The organism is Kitasatospora sp. NPDC090091, assembly GCF_044747365.1.
Lineage (GTDB): Bacteria > Actinomycetota > Actinomycetes > Streptomycetales > Streptomycetaceae > Kitasatospora.
In genome coordinates, this window is record NZ_JBIVDY010000016.1 from 54,248 (window position 1) to 73,166 (window position 18,919).

The 18,919-nt window shown below is 75.1% G+C and carries 13 protein-coding genes; 3 read left to right on the forward strand and 10 right to left on the reverse strand.

The features are described from left to right. Positions 1 to 32 precede the first annotated feature (32 nt). Both ACIPSC_RS26290 and ACIPSC_RS26295 read left to right on the forward strand, forming a co-directional pair. Entirely contained in the window at positions 33 to 932 is a 900-nt protein-coding gene (locus ACIPSC_RS26290; RefSeq protein WP_400828663.1) for a Gfo/Idh/MocA family protein, read from the forward strand. Between the two features lie 200 nt (positions 933 to 1,132). Further along, positions 1,133 to 1,945, forward strand: coding sequence for a hypothetical protein (locus tag ACIPSC_RS26295; RefSeq protein ID WP_400828519.1), 813 nt, complete (start codon positions 1,133 to 1,135; stop codon positions 1,943 to 1,945). A 76-nt stretch (positions 1,946 to 2,021) separates the two neighbouring features. Here the strand turns inward: ACIPSC_RS26295 and ACIPSC_RS26300 are convergent, their stop codons facing one another. The 6 genes from ACIPSC_RS26300 to ACIPSC_RS26325 all read right to left on the reverse strand — a co-directional run bounded on the left by ACIPSC_RS26300 (position 2,022) and on the right by ACIPSC_RS26325 (position 9,544). Further along, on the reverse strand, positions 2,022 to 3,458 hold the full coding sequence (locus ACIPSC_RS26300; protein ID WP_400828520.1) for a patatin-like phospholipase family protein: 1,437 nt from the start codon (positions 3,456 to 3,458) through the stop codon (positions 2,022 to 2,024). 2 nt (positions 3,459 to 3,460) lie between these two features. After that, on the reverse strand, positions 3,461 to 4,582 hold the full coding sequence (locus ACIPSC_RS26305; RefSeq protein ID WP_400828521.1) for a ComEC/Rec2 family competence protein: 1,122 nt from the start codon (positions 4,580 to 4,582) through the stop codon (positions 3,461 to 3,463). Continuing rightward, positions 4,579 to 7,368 (reverse strand): hypothetical protein, encoded by a 2,790-nt coding sequence (locus ACIPSC_RS26310; protein WP_400828522.1) that lies wholly within the window; start codon positions 7,366 to 7,368, stop codon positions 4,579 to 4,581. Before ACIPSC_RS26310 ends, ACIPSC_RS26305 begins: the two co-directional genes overlap by 4 nt. A 496-nt stretch (positions 7,369 to 7,864) precedes the next feature. Then, positions 7,865 to 8,116 carry a hypothetical protein gene (locus ACIPSC_RS26315; protein WP_400828523.1) on the reverse strand — a complete coding sequence of 84 codons (252 nt, stop codon included), beginning with the start codon at positions 8,114 to 8,116 and terminating at the stop codon, positions 7,865 to 7,867. 86 nt (positions 8,117 to 8,202) lie between these two features. Continuing rightward, positions 8,203 to 8,463: an amphi-Trp domain-containing protein gene (locus ACIPSC_RS26320; RefSeq protein ID WP_238864910.1), complete on the reverse strand. Its 261-nt coding sequence runs from the start codon at positions 8,461 to 8,463 to the stop codon at positions 8,203 to 8,205. Between the two features lie 157 nt (positions 8,464 to 8,620). After that, complete coding sequence (locus ACIPSC_RS26325; RefSeq protein ID WP_400828524.1) at positions 8,621 to 9,544, reverse strand: LysR family transcriptional regulator; 924 nt, start codon at positions 9,542 to 9,544, stop codon at positions 8,621 to 8,623. Between the two features lie 71 nt (positions 9,545 to 9,615). On the opposite strand from ACIPSC_RS26325, the gene ACIPSC_RS26330 reads away from it, so the two are divergent. Further along, entirely contained in the window at positions 9,616 to 10,593 is a 978-nt protein-coding gene (locus ACIPSC_RS26330; protein ID WP_400828525.1) for an SDR family NAD(P)-dependent oxidoreductase, read from the forward strand. Positions 10,594 to 10,667: 74 nt separating this feature from the next. On the opposite strand, the gene ACIPSC_RS26335 is transcribed toward ACIPSC_RS26330, so the two are convergent. From ACIPSC_RS26335 to ACIPSC_RS26350, 4 genes are all read right to left on the reverse strand, one after another. After that, entirely contained in the window at positions 10,668 to 12,242 is a 1,575-nt protein-coding gene (locus ACIPSC_RS26335) for an APC family permease (protein ID WP_400828526.1), read from the reverse strand. 248 nt (positions 12,243 to 12,490) lie between these two features. Further along, positions 12,491 to 13,852, reverse strand: coding sequence for a M14 family metallopeptidase (locus ACIPSC_RS26340; protein ID WP_400828527.1), 1,362 nt, complete (start codon positions 13,850 to 13,852; stop codon positions 12,491 to 12,493). A 257-nt stretch (positions 13,853 to 14,109) separates the two neighbouring features. Continuing rightward, a complete protein-coding gene (locus tag ACIPSC_RS26345) occupies positions 14,110 to 17,124 on the reverse strand; it encodes an RNA repair domain-containing protein (RefSeq protein WP_400828528.1) in 3,015 nt (1,004 codons plus the stop codon). Beyond that, on the reverse strand, positions 17,124 to 18,914 hold the full coding sequence (locus ACIPSC_RS26350; RefSeq protein ID WP_400828529.1) for an RNA ligase family protein: 1,791 nt from the start codon (positions 18,912 to 18,914) through the stop codon (positions 17,124 to 17,126). The genes ACIPSC_RS26345 and ACIPSC_RS26350 overlap by 1 nt, the downstream gene beginning before the upstream one ends. Positions 18,915 to 18,919 lie beyond the last annotated feature (5 nt).

Below are 18,919 nucleotides of genomic sequence, written 5' to 3' on the forward strand. Positions count from 1 at the left end.
TCATGAGTGAGAACGCTGCGCCCGACGCCCTGCTGCCGGTCGGGGTGATCGGGCTCGGTGACATCGCGCAGAAGGCGTACCTGCCGGTCGTCGCCGCGCTGCCGGGGCTGGACCTGCGGCTGATGACGCGGGACCGGGCGAAGCTCGACCGGATCGGGGACGCCTACCGGATCGGGGCGGGCGAGCGGTTCACCGATCTCGGGGAGCTCATCGGCAGTGGGATCCGGGCGGCGTTCGTGCACGCGGCGACCGAGCAGCACGTGCCGATCGTGGAGCAGCTGCTGACGGCCGGCGTCGATGTGTACGTCGACAAGCCGCTGGACTACACGATCGACGGGGCCCGGCGGCTGGTGGACCTCGCCGATCGCAGCGGGCGTTCGCTGATGGTGGGGTTCAACCGGCGTCACTCGCCCGGTTACCTGCTCGCCAAGGAGCGGCCGCGCGATCTGATCGTGCTGCAGAAGAACCGCGAGGGCCTGCCGGAGGCGGCCCGGAGCCTGGTCTACGACGACTTCATCCACGTGGTCGACACACTGCGCTTCCTCGTGCCCGGGGAGATCGAGCAGGTGGACGTGCGGTCCCGGGTGCGGGACGGCCTGGTGGAGCACCTGGTGCTGACGCTGGGCGGAGAGGGCTTCACGGCGCTGGGGATCATGAACCGGGTCTCCGGGTCGACGGAGGAGGTCCTGGAGGTCTCCGGCGGCGACTCCAAGCGCGAGGTGCACAACCTCGCCGAGGTGATCGACCACCGCGGCCAGCCGACGGTCCGGCGGCGCGGCGACTGGGTCTCGGTGGCGCGGCAGCGCGGGATCGAGCAGGTCGTGCTCGCGTTCCTGGACGCGGTGCGCGCGGGCAAGGTGCTCGACGCCCACGACGCCCTGCGGACGCACGAGCTGTGCGAACTGATCGTGGAGCACATCGAGGTGGGCTGAGCGGGCGCGCCGAGTCGGTGAGCGCGTGAACCGGCGCGGCGAGGAGCTGCGCGGCGAGGAGGCGGGCCGCCGGGGGCTGTGAGGAACAGCCGCCGGCGGCCCGCCTCTTCCGTGTGAGGGGACGACACCCCCGGTAGCGGCGGCGCATTTTCTGTTATGCCAATTGACACAACATCAAATCCCCGCCTACTGTCCTGCCCATGGAAGAGACCAGAGGACGCGGTCGCCCCCGGAAGGATCCGGAACGGCTCGCGCGATGGACGCCCCCCGAGGGCTGGTCCCGGCTGGTCGCCTGGATCTCGCCCGAGGAGAAGAAGGCGCTGAAGCGGGTCGCCGTCGAGGCCGAAGTCTCGGTGGCGGACCTGGTCCGGGCGCTGGCGGGCGGTCTGGCGGCCGGTGCCGTCACACACGAGGAACTGATCGGTCACGTCAGGAAGGGCCTGCACGTCATGGAGAAGATCCCCACCCTGTTCGAGCGGGACGCCGACTTCCGGGTCGTCGACCGGCCGCGCCCGGAGTGCGCCTGGGTGTTCGACGGAGAGGGAGCCCCGACCGAGAAGCTGGACGGGACCAACGTCCGCCTCACCGTCCGGGGCGGTCACCTCGTGCGGGTGGAGAAGCGGCGCAACCCGACCAAGCTGCAGAAGAAGCAGGGCATCACGGACGGCTGGTACGTCGACACCGCGGAGGGCGCCGCCGAGGACAAGTGGATCCTGGCCGCCGCCCGCAACACCGACGTCACCGCGTGGCCGGACGGCGAGCACTCCTGCGAGGCGCTCGGCCCCCGCATCCAGGGCAACCCCCTGGAGCTGGACGACCACCGGTGCGTGCCGTTCAACATGGAGGTGCCGGTCTACCAGGAGGTGCCGCGCAGCTACACCGGCCTGCGCGACTTCCTCACCGGGCTGGACAGCCGGTTCGCCCCGGGCACCCTGGCCGAGGGGATCGTCTTCCACCACCCGGACGGGCGCCGCGCCAAGATCAAGCGCAAGGACTTCCCCCGGTCCGCCTGAGCACGGGCGGCGCCGGCTCGGACGCAGGTGGGCGGGGCCCGCCCGGCCCCGCCCACCCGGACGTCCGGCGGGCGCGTCAGCTGCCGGACGGGGAGCCGGCGGTGAGGTCGAGGAAGTACTCCCGCTTCGGGAGGGCGGCCGGCAGCGGGTAGTCGAGCAGGACGTGCAGGTTGCACGCGGCGAGGGTGTAGGCGTGCAGGAGCAGGTCCGCGGTGGTGTCGGGGCCGAGCTTGCGCAGCACGGTCCCGGTGGTGCGGCTCCGTTCCGTCCGCTCCTTCCAGACCGCGCGCTGCTCCTCGTCGCGGCCGAGCAGGTCGAGCACCTCGTCGGCCCGGGCGGCCCGGGCGGCGAGCTCCGGCCCGACCCCGGCGCCGGCCGCGTCGGCCGCGTTCGCGTTCGCGTACGCGTACGCGCACGCGTCGGCCACGCGGTACGGGGACTGCGCGATGTGGACCAGCGCACCGACCGGGCCGCCGTCCTGCACCGCACGGTCGGACCACTGCACCAGCGTGCTGCGCCGGTGGTTGGTGCTGACGTCGTACATCACGCTCTTGATGCGGATCAGCGCGAGCAGTTCACCGATCACGGGGACGCGCGACGCGCGGAACGGTTCCCACGTCATCCCGGCCGAGGCGTTGACCACCAGGATCTCGTCGACCCCGTAGTCGGCGGGCGGGTGGACGGGCCGCCGGGCTCGCTCCTCCAGCCCCACCAGCCACTGGTCGGCCATGTTGTCGTACACCCCGCCGTCCGTGAGCACCATGTCGGAGGCGGCGGGCGTGGCCCCGGCGGGATCGGCCGGGCGCGTGAAGTGGTGGCGTTCCGTGGGGAGCCGCCGGACGGCGAACGCGCCCGGCAGGCAGGCCGAGGCCTGGACCGCCGTGGAGAGCGGGAGGTCACCCGGCTCGCCCGCACCGAAGCGGAACCCGTAGACGAACGCGGGGGAGAAGTAGAAGTGGTCCCCGCTCTGCAGCTCGGTCGTGCAGAAGACGTGGTCCACGGAGCGCCGCACGGCGGCGAGCTCGGTGCCGGCGCCCTCGCGCTGGAAGAACTCGCGCGCCAGCGCCTTGTCCACCACGGCGCTGCGCTTCCCGAAGTACAGCAGCGCACCGGCCAGGAGCAGCAGCCCCGCGCCGAGGAGGACGGCGGCGAGGAGGCGGAGGCCGTCGACGGCGGTGACCACCGCCCCGGCCAGCAGGGTCAGGAGAGCGAGGCCGGCGAGCGCGAAGAGCGAGCGCACGTACCGGTTGGTGGACGGCCCCCAGAAGAACAGGCCGGTCCGGGCGCAGTGGCGGATCAGCGGGCGGACGCGTTCGGCGAAGTCCGCGCCGGGGTCCTGCCGGTAGTCGGTCTCGTGGGCGACGACGCCGTTGGCGACCGAGCCGCCGGACACCGAGGAGATCGCCACCACGTCCCGGTGGCGACCGGTGTCGGCGAGGTAGAGCAGGGCGCCGATGCCCCACATGGTGGCGCGGTAGCCGCCACCGGAGATTGCCACACCGATGCGGGCCATGGTCAGACCTCCACGGTCGTGCCCGCCGCCGTTGCCGGGTAGACCGCGGTGTAGCGGCGCTCGCGCTGTTGCGCGGGGTCGGCCCACGGCTCCGTCGTGCGGCTGCGGTAGTTGAAGACGAGCTCGGCCTGCGCGGCGCCGGCGCCGGCGGGCTGCTCCGCCTCGTCGAGGCGGTCCACGGCGGCGAGCATGCGGTCGATCGCCGCCGCGTCGGGGTGGTTGAACTTGTCCCCGTTGGTCGAGATGAGGAAGCGGCGGGTGTCGAGCAGCGCCAGCAGCTCGTCCGTGACGTTGGCGGCACTGCCGTGGTGCGGGACCTTCACGGCGCCGACCGCGAGCCTCGGCCCACCGAGCTTGCCCAGCAGCCGGTCCACGCCGCGGGCGAGGACCTTCCCGTGGCCGTCGCCGGTGAGCAGCAGCCGGTGTCCGTCGTGCTCCAGCAGGAAGGCGATGCTGGAACCGTTCGGCACCGACGTGTCCACCCGCTCGCCGCCGAGGAGGTCGGCGGCGAGGCCGCGCAGGCTCTTGCGCCGAGCCAGCCGGTCGAGCGCCTCGTCGGGCTTCCCCGGGGTCACGCCGAGGTTCCTCAGCACCTTTCCCCATTCCTTGAACAGCTTGTCCAGCTCGGGCCGTCCGGGACCGACCAGGGTCGCCCGGGCGCCGCCGGGCAGGTCGGCGGACGGGAGTGCGCCCCGGGTCGGGAGGCAGACGGCGCGCGGCGGTCTCCCCCGGGTGGGCCGCCCGAAGGCGGCGTTCCAGGGCAGCTGCTGGCTGCCGATCAGCGCCTGGAGCATCTCGCCCTGGTCGGCGCCGAGCAGGCCGGCGTGCTCGGAGATCTGCGGCCAGCCGTTGAACCACACGTCGTCGATCGAGAGCTTCAGCGCGAGGCGGTCCTGCAGGAGGCGGATGACCCCCTCGATGTGGTCGGCGTCCACGTGGGTGGCCACCAGGACGTCCAGGTGGCGGCTGCGCGGCGGCAGCTTCTTCACCCGTTCGAAGACGGCTTCGTAGGTGGGGCTCGGCCCGGCGTCGACCAGCATGCGGTGGACGTTCGATCCCTTGCCGGGCCATTCGATCCACAGCGCGTCGCCGTGCGCCGCGGGCAGCATCTCCACAGTGATCACGGCTCGCCTCCCTGTCGGCTGCCGACCAGCCAGCGGGCGTCGCCGAAGGCCACCACCGCCATCGCGAGCGTGTAGCCCAGGGCGAGCAGCCGCCGCCGGATGTCACGGACCAGTTCGCCGATGCTCGTGTCCGCGCCGGTGTTCTCGGCGAGCATCACCGCGGCGATGCCCGCCATCACCGCCGCCTGCCGCCCGAGGGTCGGTACCAGCGTCCCGACCACGACGGGGGCGCTCTTCTCCAGGAACCTCGCCGCCACGTTCTGCCAGCTGATGTCCTCCTGGACGGTGTTGCAGCCGAGCAGCATGACGATCGGACCGGCCTGGTGGTCGTGCCGGTCGGAGACGATGTCCCGGCGGTCGATCTGGAGCGACGCCAGCCTGCTCGGGCGGCGGATCCGGCCGATCTCCAGGACGGGGGTGAGTCCTTGGTCGCGCGCGTTGTGGGCGACGGCCAGCAGCAGGGCGGGGCCTTCCGCCCGGATCACCCGCCGCCACTCCTGCCAGCTGTCGGCGGTGTGGACGCCGTCCGTGCCCAACGAGCCGCGGAGGCTGCCGACCGCGCCGGCCCGGTCGGCTCCCCGGACGATCTCGCTGGCCGCGAAGAGCACGCTGTTCACCGGGCGCAGGGCGCCGGCGGCGTCCGCCGGGGCCGCTTCGACGACGGTGTGGTCGAGCCGGGCGCGCTCGACCCGGCGCTCGATGACCATCCGGAGGCCCCAGAAGCCGAGCGGGCAGATCGTCCGGCGGCCGGTGACGGAGGGGCGGCGCGAGCGGCGGCAGGAGCAGGTCCCGGTTTCGAGGGCGCGCTGCCATCCGGCGCAGAGCCGGGCGGTGTCGGCGGGGTAGCCGTAGTCGTAGACGAACTCCAGCGGCCAGAGCTCGGCGGCCTCGGCCGACACCACCTGGAGCGAGGTGGCGTCCTTCAGACCGCCGTGCCCCAGCCGCTCCAGCTGGTCGAAGAGGAAGCTGCCCTGCTGGGCGAGGCCGCGCAGCAGCGCGTCCGGGGCGGGCCCGGACGCGGGCCCGCCGCCGACGGCAGTGCCGGCGGTGTCGGTACCGGCTGTGCCGGTACCGGCCTCGGGGTCCTCGGCGACGGCGTCCGCGTTCACCGCCGCGCTGAGGTGGTCACGGATCCTGGCCCGGAGCTGGTCGAGATCCGGGATCCGGACCGGGAGGTCGCCGGCCCCGGTCACGATCACGGCCCTCTCGTCGTCGACGATCCGGATCAGGGCGTCCGGGCCGCCGTGGTCCCGGCTCGGCGGCTCGGCGAGGGAGCTGAACGCCTCGCCGTTGATCACGATCTCCCGCCCGCCCACGGCCTCGTCGGTCGGGCCGACCGGGCCGCTGATCTCCAGCCGCTGCAGCTGGCGGTTCTGGTGGAAGACCCGGGCGGTGCAGCGGATCTCCCGCTCCTGCGCGCCGACCTCGACGGGGAAGACGGCCTCGCTGGAGGCGCCCCGCCGGGGCAGGGTGATCTTCATCGGCTCGTGGAGGAACGCCTGGTCCCGCTCCTCGTCGAAGACGACCGTGAGGCGCACCTCCCCGTCCCGGAACTCCAGGTTCTGCTCGGGGAACTCCGTCGCCAGCGCGTGCCACTCGGCGCTGACCGGCCCCACCCGGACGTGGACGTCGTTGACGGCGCCGGCGCGGAAGGCGTGCAGGCACCGCTCGCTCGTCTCCTGGTCGCTGACGAGCGCCTGGAGGAAGCGTGCGTTGGCCCGGCCGGGCGCCACCCCGGCGCGGTGGACCACGCGGAAGGCGTCGGCGACGGCCCCGCCGAGTCTCCGTCCGGAGAACCGGGCGGTGGCGGCTTCCACCGCGATTCCGTGCGTGACCTCGGTGACCGGCAGCGGCTGGTCGGGGAGGTCCAGGCCGTTCACCACGTCGACGTCGAAGGCGAGGGTCAGCGGCCCCGCCGGTCCGTCCGTGAGGGCGTGCGCCGCGGCATCCGCGGCCCGTACGGCGTCGGCCACTGTCCGGCGCTCGGCCAGCTCCGGGTGGGCGACCGTCAGCCACGAGCCGGCGCGGCCCGCCGCTTCGTCCAGCGGGCGGTTCTCGGAGAGGCCGCGGACGAGCTGCGCGAGCCATTCGGCGGCGTCGGTCGCCGAGACGTCGGCGACGACCCAGCCGGAGGCGCCCAGGTTGCGCGCGGCCGCCTCGAGCCGGGCCAGCTCGTGCCGGTCGGGCGGCTGCGGGCCGCACCAGGCCAGGCAGGCGGCGCTGAGGCCGCCGCCGGTGGCCAGCGCGTCGAGCTCGGCGCCGCCGGAGACGGCCAGGACGTCGCAGTCGCCGTCCTGCTCGCCGAGGGTGTAGGCGTCGACGAGCGGGGCGATGCCCTCGTCGTGGTCGAGCGCGGCGAAGAGGTCCCCGGCCGCCGTGGTGGTGACGGTGCAGACCCGCAGCGGCCACGACCAACGGGGCTCCGGCTGCAGCGTGTCGTCCGCGACGAAGACCGCGCCGACCGCGGGACGCGCCTGGCCTAACCGCGCCATCAGCGCATGCCGGCCCGCGCGCGGCACTCCGTGCAGCGCGAGCCGCACCGGGTCGTTCCCCCGTGCCGCGGATTCGGTCCAGGAGCGGCTCAGGTCCTGCTGCAGGTCGGCGTCGTCCAGCAGCCGGGCGGGGAGGTCGGCGGACCAGCGCCACTCCCACGGCTGCCCCGGGTCCGGCAGGTCGACCGCGACGCCGCGCCGAGCTCCGGTTCCGTTCCGGCCCGGCCAGTCCACCACGCCCGCAACGGCCAGCGCTTCCGGGCTGATGGAGAGGATGTCGGACAGCTTGACCATGGGAGACCTCGCCAATGGCTCCGAAGGGAGCCCGGCCACCGCTCAGGTCGGTCTCCCGACACTTCCACTCTGCCACGGATCGGGCGCGGAGGGGTGGCCGGGTGGCCGGTTCGACGGGCAGGCCGCGGGGGAGCCGCCCGCCCGGCCCCGGTCCGGCCCGATTCCGCTGCACGGAGGGGGTGTGACGAGGCGTCGGACCAGCGCGGACTGCAGCACGGTAGCGTTACGTTGAGGTGTCATGTACGCTGCGTGTCGCTGGTTGAACAGAAGGCGGGCCTGGTCGCCACTCCGTGGGGGGAGTCACGTCCAGGCCCGGTCGCCGGCCAGGGCCCGGTTGCGCTCGTGGGGGAGCTTCAGCCGGGCCCATCGGTGGGCTAACGAGGTCATGCCCATCCTGACGGTGTTTCAGTCATGACAACTTCCATGACAATGTCCGGCCGGGGCCGATGGCCACGTCCCGGGAGGCCCTGCCGCGAGGTCCGCGTCCGGGGCGCGCCTACCAGAAGTCCGCGTCCCCGTCCGTACCCGCGTCCGGCTCCTCGTTCAGGGCCGGCCTCGGGGACATCGCCGCCGGGCCCCCGTAGAGGTCGTCGTCCGCACCGTAGAGACCGCTGTCCGCGCTCCGGGTCGCCTCGGTGCGGGCCCGGTGGCCCTCGCCCTCCGACCGCCCCGCGAACAGGTCGTCGGGGGCCGCTTCCTCCATCTCGGACAGGGGTTCCAACCTGTCCCGCTGCTCGTCACCGGTCATCTGATCTCCTCCGTCGATGCCCCGGATCACCTCCGGACCCCGGGCCGCGGCACCTTCGGCCGGGGAACGGACGAGCGCGCCGCCGGTCAGCCGCTGTGGCCGCCGGAGGCCGCCGCGCTCTGCGCGGTGGGCCACTTGAACTCGATCTCCAGCTCGATCTCCCCCTCACCGACCTCGACCTCGATCTCGGTCTTCAGTTCCTCCGGAACCCGCAGGGTCATCGTTCCGGGGCCGAGATCGAGCTCGGCGTTGCCGCCGTGCCGCAGGGCCGCCGCGAGTGCTTCGAGCTGATCGGCGGCTTCGAGGCGGGACAGCGAACGCTTCTGCTCGAACTTGAGGTCTTTCACGGCACGCTCCAATCCACGGGGAACACTCCTCGCCCTTCCAGCCTGCGCGCCCCCGGCGGTATCTGCACCTCGTAGGCCCCGTCCACCCGGCCGGCGGCTGTTCACCCCGGCCGGCGGCTGTTCGCCCCGGTCGCGCTGCGCCCCGCGCGCAGCGCCCTCACGGGGCCGTGTCCAGCTCGATCGCCGCGGCCCGGAGCGCGCGGGCGACCCGCGCGACCGGCTCGCTCAGCGGGCCCGGGGCGCGGGCGAGCAGCATGCGGCGCAGTTCCTGCGGGCCGCCACGCACCGGCAGGATCCGCACGCCCTCGGGCGCGGCCGGGGCGAGCACGCCCGGGACCGTGGTGATCCCGAGGCCGGCGGCGACCAGGTGCAGCTTGGCCAGCCAGTCGCGGGCGGTGTGGGCGATCTCGGGCCGCTCGTCCAGGCCGGGCCAGACACCCATCAGCTGGTCCTCGCCGGCGCTCGGCGCGGTGATCCAGCGCTGCCCGCGCAGGTCGGCCACGTCGACGAAATCCCGGTGGGCGAGCGGATGCCCGGCGGGGACGGCCAGGCGCAGGCTGCGCTCGGTGAGCGTGCGCACGGCGAGCGCGGGCGTCTCGGCGTCCAGGGGCCGGAACGGCGGTGCGGAGGCCAGCACCGCGAGGTCGACGCGGCCGGCCCGCAGCGCCCGCACCAGGGCCGGGGTGGTGCCCTCGCGGGTGACGACCGTGATCGCCGGGTCGGTGCGGCGCAGGGCGCTCAGGGCACGGGGCAGCAGGACGGCGCCGGCGCTGGGGAACCACCCCACGTGGACGGTCCCGGCCCGGGCGGGCAGGCCGGAGAGCTCCCGGGCGGTGGCGTCGATCTCGTCCAGGACGACGGCCGCCCGGCGCAGCACGATCCGGCCGGCCGGGGTCAGCCGCACACCGCCGCGCCGCCGCTCCAGGAGCGGGGCGCCGGCCAGCCGTTCGATCGAGGCGATCTGCCGGGAGACCGCGGACTGGGTGTACCCCAGCTCGGCGGCCGCGGCGGTGAACGTGCCCTGCTCGGCGACGGCCCGCAGGACGCGCAGGGCGGTCAGTGACACCTCGGTGAAGTCCATGACGTCTACGCATATCACCTGTGCCTGACTTTCGTTGGACTCATGCAACGGCGCTTCCTAGCGTGGAGGGCATGACGAACACCGCGAGCACCGCAGGAACCGAAAGCACCGCCGTCACCGAAAGCACCGTCGCCACCGTGAGCACGGACACCACCGAGGCCGCGCGCCCCGCCCGCGTCGCCCTCGTCACCGGGGCGAACCAGGGCCTGGGCCGAGCCCTGGTCGAGGGCCTGGCCGCGCGGATGGCACCCCAGGACCTCGTCCTGCTGACCGGCCGTCACGCCGGGCGGGTCGCCGACGCCGCCCGCGAGGTGGCCGAGGCCCCCGCCACCCGCGCCCGCGTCGAGGGGCGCGTCCTCGACGTCGCCGACGCCGGCGCCGTGGCCGCCCTCGCGGCCGAGCTGGCCGAACGCCACGGCGGCGTGGACGTCGTCGTCTCCAACGCGATCGCCCCGCTGCTGCCCGACCGCTCCCAGGCCGAGCAGGCCGACGAGTTCATCGACGTCGCCAACGGCGGCACCCACGCCGTGCTCCGCGCCTTCGGCCCGGCGCTGCGCCCCGGCGGCCGGCTGCTCGTCGTCGCCAGCGGGCTGGGCACGCTCGGGTTCCTGCCGCCGCGGCTGCAGCCGCTGTTCGACGGGGCGAGCCTGGAGCAGGTCGAGTACGCGGTCGAGTCCTGGCGCAGCGCCGTCCACGCGCGGACGGCGGTGGAGGCCGGCTGGCCGGTCTGGGTCAACATTCCGTCCAAGGTGGCCCAGGTCGCGGCGGTGCGGGCGGTGGCGGACGGGCGGCGCGAGCGCGACCTCGCCGAGGGGACGCTGGTCGCCGCGGTCTGCCCCGGCATGGTGGACACCCGCGCGTCCCGGCCGTGGTTCACCGACTACAGCGGGGCGCAGACCCCGGCCGAGGCCGCCCGCGCCGTCCTCGACCTGGTCGTCGCCGACGGCGTGGACCCGGCGCACTACGGCGAGTTGGTGCAGTTCGGCAAGGTCCTGCCGTGGACCGGCGGCGCGCCGCTCACCGAGCAGGAGGCGCTGCTCACCCCGTGACCGCACAGCGGTCCGGCCGGCCCGGGGGCAGGGGCGCCCCCGGGCCGGCCGGACCCGGTAGCGGGTCGGGGACCCTACGGCGCGTCGGCCGGATCGGCGACGCTGACGGGCACGTCCGGGTGCCGGAACCAGGAGCCCTGCACGGCCCACTGGACGAGCATCAGCACCACCCCGAGGGCGAGGGCGCCGATGCCGATCACGGTGACGCCGCCGGTCTCGCCGAAGAGCGGCAGGTCGATCGAGGTGGAGCCGTAGTCGGGGTCGGCGTAGACGTCGAAGGCGCCGTAGCAGAAGAAGTACAGCAGCATCAGGCCGCCGGCCAGCGGCGCGAGACCCTTGAGCAGGAAGTCGCGGACGCTGCGGGTGAGGACCTTGCGGTAGTACCAGACGCAGGCGAAGCCGGTGAGGCCGTAGTAGAAGGCGATGGCCAGGCCGACCGAGGCGATCGAGTCGGCCAGCACGTTGCCGCTGATCGCGGTGAGCAGCACGTAGAAGGCGATCGAGGCGACGCCCATGCCGATCGTCGACCAGGTCGGGGTGAGGTGCCGTGGGTGGACCCGCGCGAACTCGGTGGGGATGGCCTTGTGCGCGGCCATCGAGAAGGTGGTCCGGGCGGTCGGCAGGATGGTGGTCTGGGTGGAGGCGGCGGAGGACGTCAGCACCATGAAGATCAGCAGCTTGGTCAGGAACCAGCCGAAGCCGGTGCTGCCGAAGACGGCGCCGCCCAGTGAGGAGAGCACGTCCCCCGCGTTCTCCTCGTTGCCGAGCCCGATCCCCTCGGTGCCGATGCCCGCGAAGGCCTGGGCCGAGGTGGACACCAGCGCGTAGATGAGCAGCAGCAGGACGGTCGAGATCACGGCGGCCCGGCCGGGGGTGCGGGCGGCGTCGGCGGTCTCCTCGTTGACCGAGACCGCGGTGTCCCAGCCCCAGTAGATGAAGACGGCGGCCAGGATGCCGGCGGTGAAGGCGGTGGACGAGGCGACCTCGAAGGGGTTGAACCACGAGGCGTCGACCTCGATCGACGTGGGCGGCGGGTTCTCGCCGTAGACCTTGACCAGTGCCGTCACCGACAGCAGCACCAGCATCACGACCTCGATGGCGAGCAGCCAGCGCTGCAGGGCCGCGGAGATCTCGATGCCGATGTAGCAGATCCCGGTCATCACGACGATCCAGACCACCCCGGCCACCGTGGTCCAGGCCGTGCTCTCGGCGAGGCCGTCGAACCCGAACAGCCGGAAGCCGTACACGCCGGCGATCTGTGCCAGGTTGGCCATCACGATGATGTCGGCCGCCACGATCCCCCAGCCGCCGAGCCACCCGGTGCGCGGCCCGAAGGCGCGGGCACCCCACGTGAACGTGGTGCCGCAGTCAGGGTCGGAGGCGTTGAGCTCCTTGTAGGCGAAGGCGATCAGCAGCATCGGGATGAAGGCCAGGATGGTGATGATCGGCGCCTGCAGCCCGACGCCGACCACGATGATGCCGAGCGTGGCGGCGAGGCTGTACGCGGGCGCGGTCGAGGCGATGCCGATCGCGACCGAGGAGACCAGGCCGAGGGCGCCGGTCTTGAGGCCCTTTTCGCCGGCCCGGGAGCTGACTACGGCCGGCGCGGCCGGCGGGGGCGAAGGGCGTTCTCCAGGGGGACCGTTCATCGTTCCCACCTCCCGATCCTGTGCGCGTCCGGGGCGCGGAGGCAGCAGCGGGGTAGCCGGACGACCTCAGCGTACGACGGGTGTCCGGCCCCCACCTGCGGGGTCGTCCGACCGGGTGGGGGCCGGGCGGCGGGGCCGGGTGCGGGCGGCGGCACCGCCCGCACCCGGCCCGGGTTCCCCCGGGCCGGTGTGGCCCGTCGGCGGCCGGTGGCCCGGTGGCCGGCGATCGACGATCGGCGGTCGGTCCGTCAGCTCGCGATGCCGCAGTACTGCTGCTGCTTGCCGATCACCCGGTACGTGCAGTCGGCCGTCTCCACCAGCCGCAGCACGGCCTCGCGGTTGCGGCTGGTCTCGCGCCCGATCACCTCGTCCGGCGGGTAGAAGCCGCTGCTCCCGTTCGGCCCGGGGTACATCTCGAAGGTGTAGGCGAAGATCCGGTGCGCGCCCCACAGCCAGTCGTCGATCGAGCCGTCCGTGATGTAGAGGTCGCTGGACTGCTCCGGGGTGTAGCCGTTGGTGCCGGCCATGGTCCGGCCGAAGGTGGCGAAGGTGTTGGCCTCGTCGGCGGTCATCCCGGTGGCCGTGTCCGCGGTGGTCCAGCCGAACGGCCAGAGCACCAGCTCGCTGTAGGTGTGGAAGTCGATGGCCGCGGTGATCTGCTGCTTGCCGCCGACCACCCGGCTGCGGACGAAGTCGGCGACCACCTTGGTCTCCCGGGCGGACTCGGGCGCGCTGCCCCGGTACGTCTCGCTGGAGGTGGAGCCGGAGGAGCCGCCGCAGCAGCCCCACCGGTAGTCCCAGTTGCGGTTCAGGTCGGTGCCGATGTTGCGGCTGCCGCTGTTGGGCTGACGGTCCTTGCGCCAGCTGCGGTAGCGCCCGGTGGCGATGTCGTACTCGCCGCCGTCCGGGTTGAGGTCGGGGACCACCCAGATCTCCCGGCTGTTGACGGCGTTCGCGATCCGGCTGTCGGTGGCGTAGTTGTCCCCGAACTCGTGCAGCAGGTAGAGCGCCATCTCGACGGTGAGGTGCTCGCGGGCGTGCTGGTGGGCGGTGAACAGCACCTCGGGCTCGTTCTCGTCCGTGCCGACGTTGTCGCTGATCTTGACGGCGACGATCGGGCGGCCCTCGTACGAGGTGCCGATGACCCGCTTGCTCATGATGTCGGGGTGCGCCGCCACGACGGCGTCGATGTCGGCGGCGGCCTCCGCGTAGTTGTGGTAGCCGGAGTCGGCCGACGGGAAGTCGTCGATACCCGCGCCGACGGACTTCGCGGCCGGGTCCTCGCCCTGCGGCGGGGCAGGCAGCGGGGTGGGGGACCAGCCGAGCGCCCGCAGCCGGGCGGCCTCGGCGGGGGAGGCGGTGACCACCACCGAGTCGGCCCGGACGGCGTCGACGGAGGCGCCGGTCGCGGCGACGGCGGTGCGCTCGGCGACGGTGCGGGGGCCGTCGACGACGTACTGCCGGGCGGTGTCCTCCTGGGCGGAGGCCGTGGCGGCCGCGTCGGCGGTGGCCGGGTGCGCGGTGGCCTGGGTGGTGAGCGGAGAGGCGAGGGCGAGGGCCAGCAGGACGGCGGTGACCGCGGCGGGCTTCCCTCGGCGGGGCAGTCGCATGACTGTCCTCCTGTGGGGGGTCCGTAGGGACGGAACTGGGAGGAAGTGCGGCGCGCCAGCATGATGGTGCGTCAGTGTCATGCGTTCGTCAATGGCCTTGGCGCAAGCGGGACTTCACCGGGGGAGCGCCGCCCGCCGGTGCGGGCGTGCGGGCGGGGCACCCGCCGGGCGGGCGCGCCCGGCGTACCTGCCGTGCGCGGCGCCCCTTCGCGCCGGTGCGGCGATGCGCCGGCGCGGCGGTGTGCTCCGCGGTGCGCTCAGCGGAGCGTCGGCACGCCGCCGCCCTCCACCCGGTCGACCCGGACGCCGGGCAGGCCGCGGCACCACCCGGTGGTGACGGCGGCCAGCGCGTCGGCACCGGGCGGCGTCCGGCCGAGGCCCACCGCGAAGCGCGCCAGGCCCGGCCCCTCCCCGAACGGCCGGGGCCAGGCGTGCACGTCGGCGGCCCCGGCCTCCTCCAGCGCGGTGAGCAGCGCGCGGATACGCCCGCGCGCCGCGCCCAGCGCCTCCTCGAAGCCCGAGGTACTCCCCGGCGACGTGGCGGCCGGGGCCTCGACGGTGACCACGGCCCAGGCCGCGTGCCGGCGGTGCAGCGGGGGAGGGGCGAGCAGCGCGGGCCACGGGTCCGTGCCGGCCCCGGCCGCCTCCGCCGCGACCTCCCAGGCCCGGTAGAGCTCCTCGGTGAGCAGGTCGAGCCCGCCGGGGCCGACCTGCGCCGTGCAACTGCGCACCGGCGCGGCCGGGGTGAGCACCGTCACCGGCCCCTGCCCGCGCCCGCCCACCGCGCCGGACAGCGCGACAGGTGTGCGCCAGTCCCAGGCGGCCCAGGTCGCCAGGAAGTGCTCGAACAGGCCGTCCGCGGGCAGGTCGTCGGCGTCCCGGACGGTCCGGGCGGCCAGCACCGACCAGGCGAGCGAGGGGAGTTGGCCGAACGGCGCGGAGTCCAGACCGCGCGCCCGGGCCCAGGCCTTCACCTCGCGGGCGAGTCGGGCGAACCGGTCGCGCCGGCCGTCGACGGCGGCCAGGAGCGCTTCGGCGTCCCCGACGGCGCTCAGCGCGATCGCCGCCGCCTCGCCCAGTTCGGCACGGCGGTCGACGGCCTCGGCGGGGTCGAGGCCCCCGGTGGAGACCACGACGAGGTCGACGTCCAGACCGTCCACCGCCAGTCGCAGGCCCGGCACCCGGGCGCCGCGGACCTCGCGGACCCGCCGGGCCTCCGGCAGCGCGGCCGTGATCCGGGCGCGGAGCTCGGCCGGGTCGGCCGCCCCGGGCACCGCCGCCACCAGATCCAGGTCGGCGCCGTCCAGGTGGCAGTCCAGCCGCCGCGATCCGACGAGGTGGACGGCACCCTCGGGCAGCGCCTGCGCGATCCGCTCGGTCAGCCGCCGGGCCAGGGCCGTGCGCCGCGGGTCCTCGGCCCGCGGGTACCCGGCCCCGCCCTGCACCGCTGCGCCCTGTACTGCTGGGCCCTGCACCGCTGCGCCCGCCGGTGCCCGGCGGCCCCGTGCGTCGTCCGCCGCCGCCTCGGGCCACGGGCGCACCACGCCCGTCCCCAGCTCCACCACGGCGCGCGGCCGCATCGGCTCGTCGCCCCGGCGGGACAGCACGACCAGCTCGCCCACCCGGGCCGAGCGGGCCGGGAGCCGGGTGGCGCAGTCGGCGGCCGCCGCCTGCGGATCGGAGCTCCGCCCGAGCGTCAGGTGCGGGGTGAACCCCTCCGCCCGCCCGCGGCAGCCGGGGAACCGGCGCTCCAGCGCGTGCCGCAGCGCCGCCCACGGGGCCCCGTCGGCGGCCGCCGGGTCCAGCCAGAGCGTGGCGTCCTCGCGGTGGCCGAAGGTGTGCACCCCCGCAAGCTGCGCGGTGAACGGCGCCACCTCGGCGGCGGCCGCGCCCACCAGCGGGAGCGCCCGGTCGAACAGGGACTCCGGCACGAACCCGAAGAGCAGGTTGACGTGCGGCGGCCAGCGGTGCAGCTGCGGGTCGTACGCGGCGCGCAGCTCCTGGATCGGGGGCCACAGCTCCTCGGGCGGGATCCACGCCACCGCCGTGCGCGCGGTCGGCGTCGCGTCGACGGCCACGCCGGCGCCGCGCCCCGCACCGTCCGAAGGCTCCGGCTCCGCCCCGTCCGCCGCACCGCCGAGCCGGAGGTCGACGGCCACACCGTAGTGGTCGGACGGGTACAGCCCGTCCGGCGCGGGCCGGTCGCCGAGCAGGGCGGCCGCGGTGACCCGGGCGTCGGCCGTCCGGTGCAGCACCCGGTCGAGCCGGGCCGCCCGGCCGGAGAGCGAGGAGACGGCGGCGAGCGGGTTGGCGACCGGGTCGAAGGTCGCGGTGTCGTCGGCCGGACCGTGCACCTGCGACCAGGCGTCCCGCAGCCCCAGGGCGGCGGCCGGGCCCGCGGCGCCGGAGCGGCCGTCGTTGAAGTCCCCGAGCAGCAGAACGTCACCCTCGACGCCCGCCAACCCCTCAGCGAGCCGGGCGAGTTCGGCCTCCCGGCGGGCCGCGCCGTCCGGCGAGTGGTCGCTGCTGAGGTGGACGGCGGCTACCGTGAGCGGGGTGCCTGCGGTGCGCAGGGTGACGGCGGCGACGGCCTTGTGCGGGCCCAGCACGTGGCTGCCGGCCTCCAGCACCGGCAGCCGGCTGAGCACCAGCAGTCCGAAGGCGTCGACGTCGCGGCCGCCCGGGTCGGTGCCGACCGTGTAGCGGGCCCGGACCCAGGGCTCGTCCAGCAGCATCGCCAGCAGGGCCGGTTCGACCTCCTGGAGGGCGATCACGTCGGCGTCGGCGGCCGCCAGCGCTGCCAGCAGCAGCGGGCGGCGGCGGGCGGTGTCGATCCGGTCGGCGTCGTAGCGGTCCCACAGGGTGTTCCAGGTGAGTACCCGCAGGTCGGTCGGTGCCGCGGTGCCGGGCCCGCCGTCCGGCAGCGGGGCCTCCGCCGGCAGCCAGCCGCCGCTGCGGGCACCGTCGGCGGGCCGCCAGGCGTACGGGGTCACGGCGGCGAAGAAGGGCGCCCGCAGCCGGCGCGGGTCGCGGCGCCGGCCGACGTCCAGGGTGTCCAGCAGGTCCACGCCCGCGGCGCGGTCCCAGACCACCACGCCGTCGGCCTCGACGTGGCCGACCCGGTGCCAGGGGATGTCGCCCGCCGCGGCGAAGGCCTCCAGCGGGACGGTCTTGGTCCGGCCGTCGCGCTGGCGGACGCCCACCAGGAACCGGGCCGGGTCGAACCGCGCGTCCCAGCGGATGCGCTGGCAGACCTGCTCGATGGTGCGCATCAGTCGTCCTCTCCGTCGAGCGTGCCGGCGGTGTCCTCGACGGTGCCGCCCGGCCCGACGTACCAGGTGCGGTGCGCCTGGCCGGGGTAGGGCGGGCTGAACCGGCGCAGCTGCCCGGTCAGCACCTCGGGCGGCACGGGGTGGGGCCGGACGGCGTTGCGGCGCAGCAGCTCGGCCTCGTCGACCAGCAGCACCACCTGGGTGACCAGGGCGTCGCGGCGCTGCGCGACGCCCTGGACGAGCGAGCGCTGGTGCCGGTTGAGCGAGGTGGCGTCCCAGACCGCGGTCGCGCCGCCGGCCAGGGCGGCGTCCAGTCGCTCCAAGCCCTCGCGCAGCACCTCGGCGTTGTCGCGCTGGAGCGTCCGCGAGCCGCGGGCCTCGCGCAGGTCGTCCAGGCTGATCCGGGTGTCGGCCCGGCCGTCGGCGGCGAGTCCGGCCGCGAAGGTGCTCTTGCCCCCGCCGGACGGGCCGACCAGGTGGACCAGGCGCGGGAAGCGGCCGTCCCGCCAGCGCCACGCGGCCGCGACCGCCTCGTCGACGGTCGTGATCCGCCCGTGGGCGTAGGTCTCGCGCGCCTGGGCCCAGCAGCGGTCGGCCGCGTCGCGGGGAAGCCCGGCCAGGGCCTCGCGCAGACCGGTCCGCAGCCATTCCAGCGGCGCCTCGTCCAGCAGTCCGGCATCCTCCGCGTGCAGCGCGGACCAGCCGACCTGCTCGCGGGCCGCCGCCGGGTCGTCCGCGCCGGTGCAGGCCGCGGCGGCGACGGCGTGCAGCACGCCCAGGTCGGCGGCGGCGGACAGCCGCACCAGGCCGGCGCGCCGCTCGTCGTCCGGGTAGGGCGTCTGCAGGCCGGGGTGCAGGCCGACCAGGTCGGCCACCCGGCGGGCCAACGGCATGCCGAGCGGGGCGACCAGACGGGGGGCCAGCCACTCGCGCCGGGCCTCGCGCAGCATCGTGGCGAGGACTCCGGCCAGCCGGGCGTCGCCGCCGCGACCGAGCTCGTCGAGGCGCGCGGACACCTCGGCCACGGCCTCGTCGTCGCGGCCGGCCGGCTCCCGGGACGGCGGGCCGCCCGCGGCGCCGGCCGCGGGCCCGGCCGCAGGCAGGCCCAGCGCCGCGTGCAGTGCGGGCACGTCGGGGCGGGCCCCCGAGCGGACCGCCCAGAGCGCGGCGCCGGGGCCGAGGCCGTTCTCGACCACCGCGGCGTGCATCCAGTGCGTGTCGGTGCGGACGTGCTGCGGGCGCACCCACTTGGCGACCCGGCGGCCGAACTCGGCCCGGGGGAAGCCCGCGACCGTGCGGACGACGTACCCCTCCTGCCGGTCGGGATCCAGCCGCAGCCTGCGCAGCGCCCGCTCGTCGTACCGGCCGCGCCACAGCACCCGCGGGGCCGGCACGCCGAGGCGGCGCAGGAACCGGACGGTGTCGTCCCAGCCGAGGCAGCGGTCCTCGGCGGTCCAGACCGAGAATCCGTAGAACCAGCTCTCCAGGCTCTCGTAGGGGAGCGAGTGCCGGGCGAACAGGTTCTCCCCGCAGACCCGCCAGCCGGCCGGGATCCGCGGGCCGATCCGGCCCTGGAGCGCCTTCACCCAGGTGCGCGACGGGTGGTGCGCGGAGTCCAGCGAGCGGGCGTGCAGCCCGTCGCGGTAGAGCGTGGTGTTCTCGCCGTCGAGCTTCTCGGTGACGACGACCTCCGCGCCGGCGAGGCCGGAGAGGTCCCCGGTGCGCACGTCGTCGGCGGCCGCCCCGGGCGACCACGGCAGGTGCGGCGTCCGTGGGTAGTGCACACGCATGACCG

Excerpts from the sequence above, each read along its gene's own strand:
- ACIPSC_RS26350 (WP_400828529.1), bottom strand. The coding sequence starts at position 18,914 with ATGCGTGTGCACTACCCACGGACGCCGCACCTGCCGTGGTCGCCCGGG.
- ACIPSC_RS26345 (WP_400828528.1), bottom strand. The coding sequence starts at position 17,124 with ATGCGCACCATCGAGCAGGTCTGCCAGCGCATCCGCTGGGACGCGCGG.
- ACIPSC_RS26330 (WP_400828525.1), top strand. The coding sequence starts at position 9,616 with ATGACGAACACCGCGAGCACCGCAGGAACCGAAAGCACCGCCGTCACC.
- ACIPSC_RS26300 (WP_400828520.1), bottom strand. The coding sequence starts at position 3,458 with ATGGCCCGCATCGGTGTGGCAATCTCCGGTGGCGGCTACCGCGCCACC.
- ACIPSC_RS26340 (WP_400828527.1), bottom strand. The coding sequence starts at position 13,852 with ATGCGACTGCCCCGCCGAGGGAAGCCCGCCGCGGTCACCGCCGTCCTG.
- ACIPSC_RS26335 (WP_400828526.1), bottom strand. The coding sequence starts at position 12,242 with ATGAACGGTCCCCCTGGAGAACGCCCTTCGCCCCCGCCGGCCGCGCCG.
- ACIPSC_RS26315 (WP_400828523.1), bottom strand. The coding sequence starts at position 8,116 with ATGACCGGTGACGAGCAGCGGGACAGGTTGGAACCCCTGTCCGAGATG.
- ACIPSC_RS26325 (WP_400828524.1), bottom strand. The coding sequence starts at position 9,544 with ATGGACTTCACCGAGGTGTCACTGACCGCCCTGCGCGTCCTGCGGGCC.
- ACIPSC_RS26310 (WP_400828522.1), bottom strand. The coding sequence starts at position 7,368 with ATGGTCAAGCTGTCCGACATCCTCTCCATCAGCCCGGAAGCGCTGGCC.
- ACIPSC_RS26295 (WP_400828519.1), top strand. The coding sequence starts at position 1,133 with ATGGAAGAGACCAGAGGACGCGGTCGCCCCCGGAAGGATCCGGAACGG.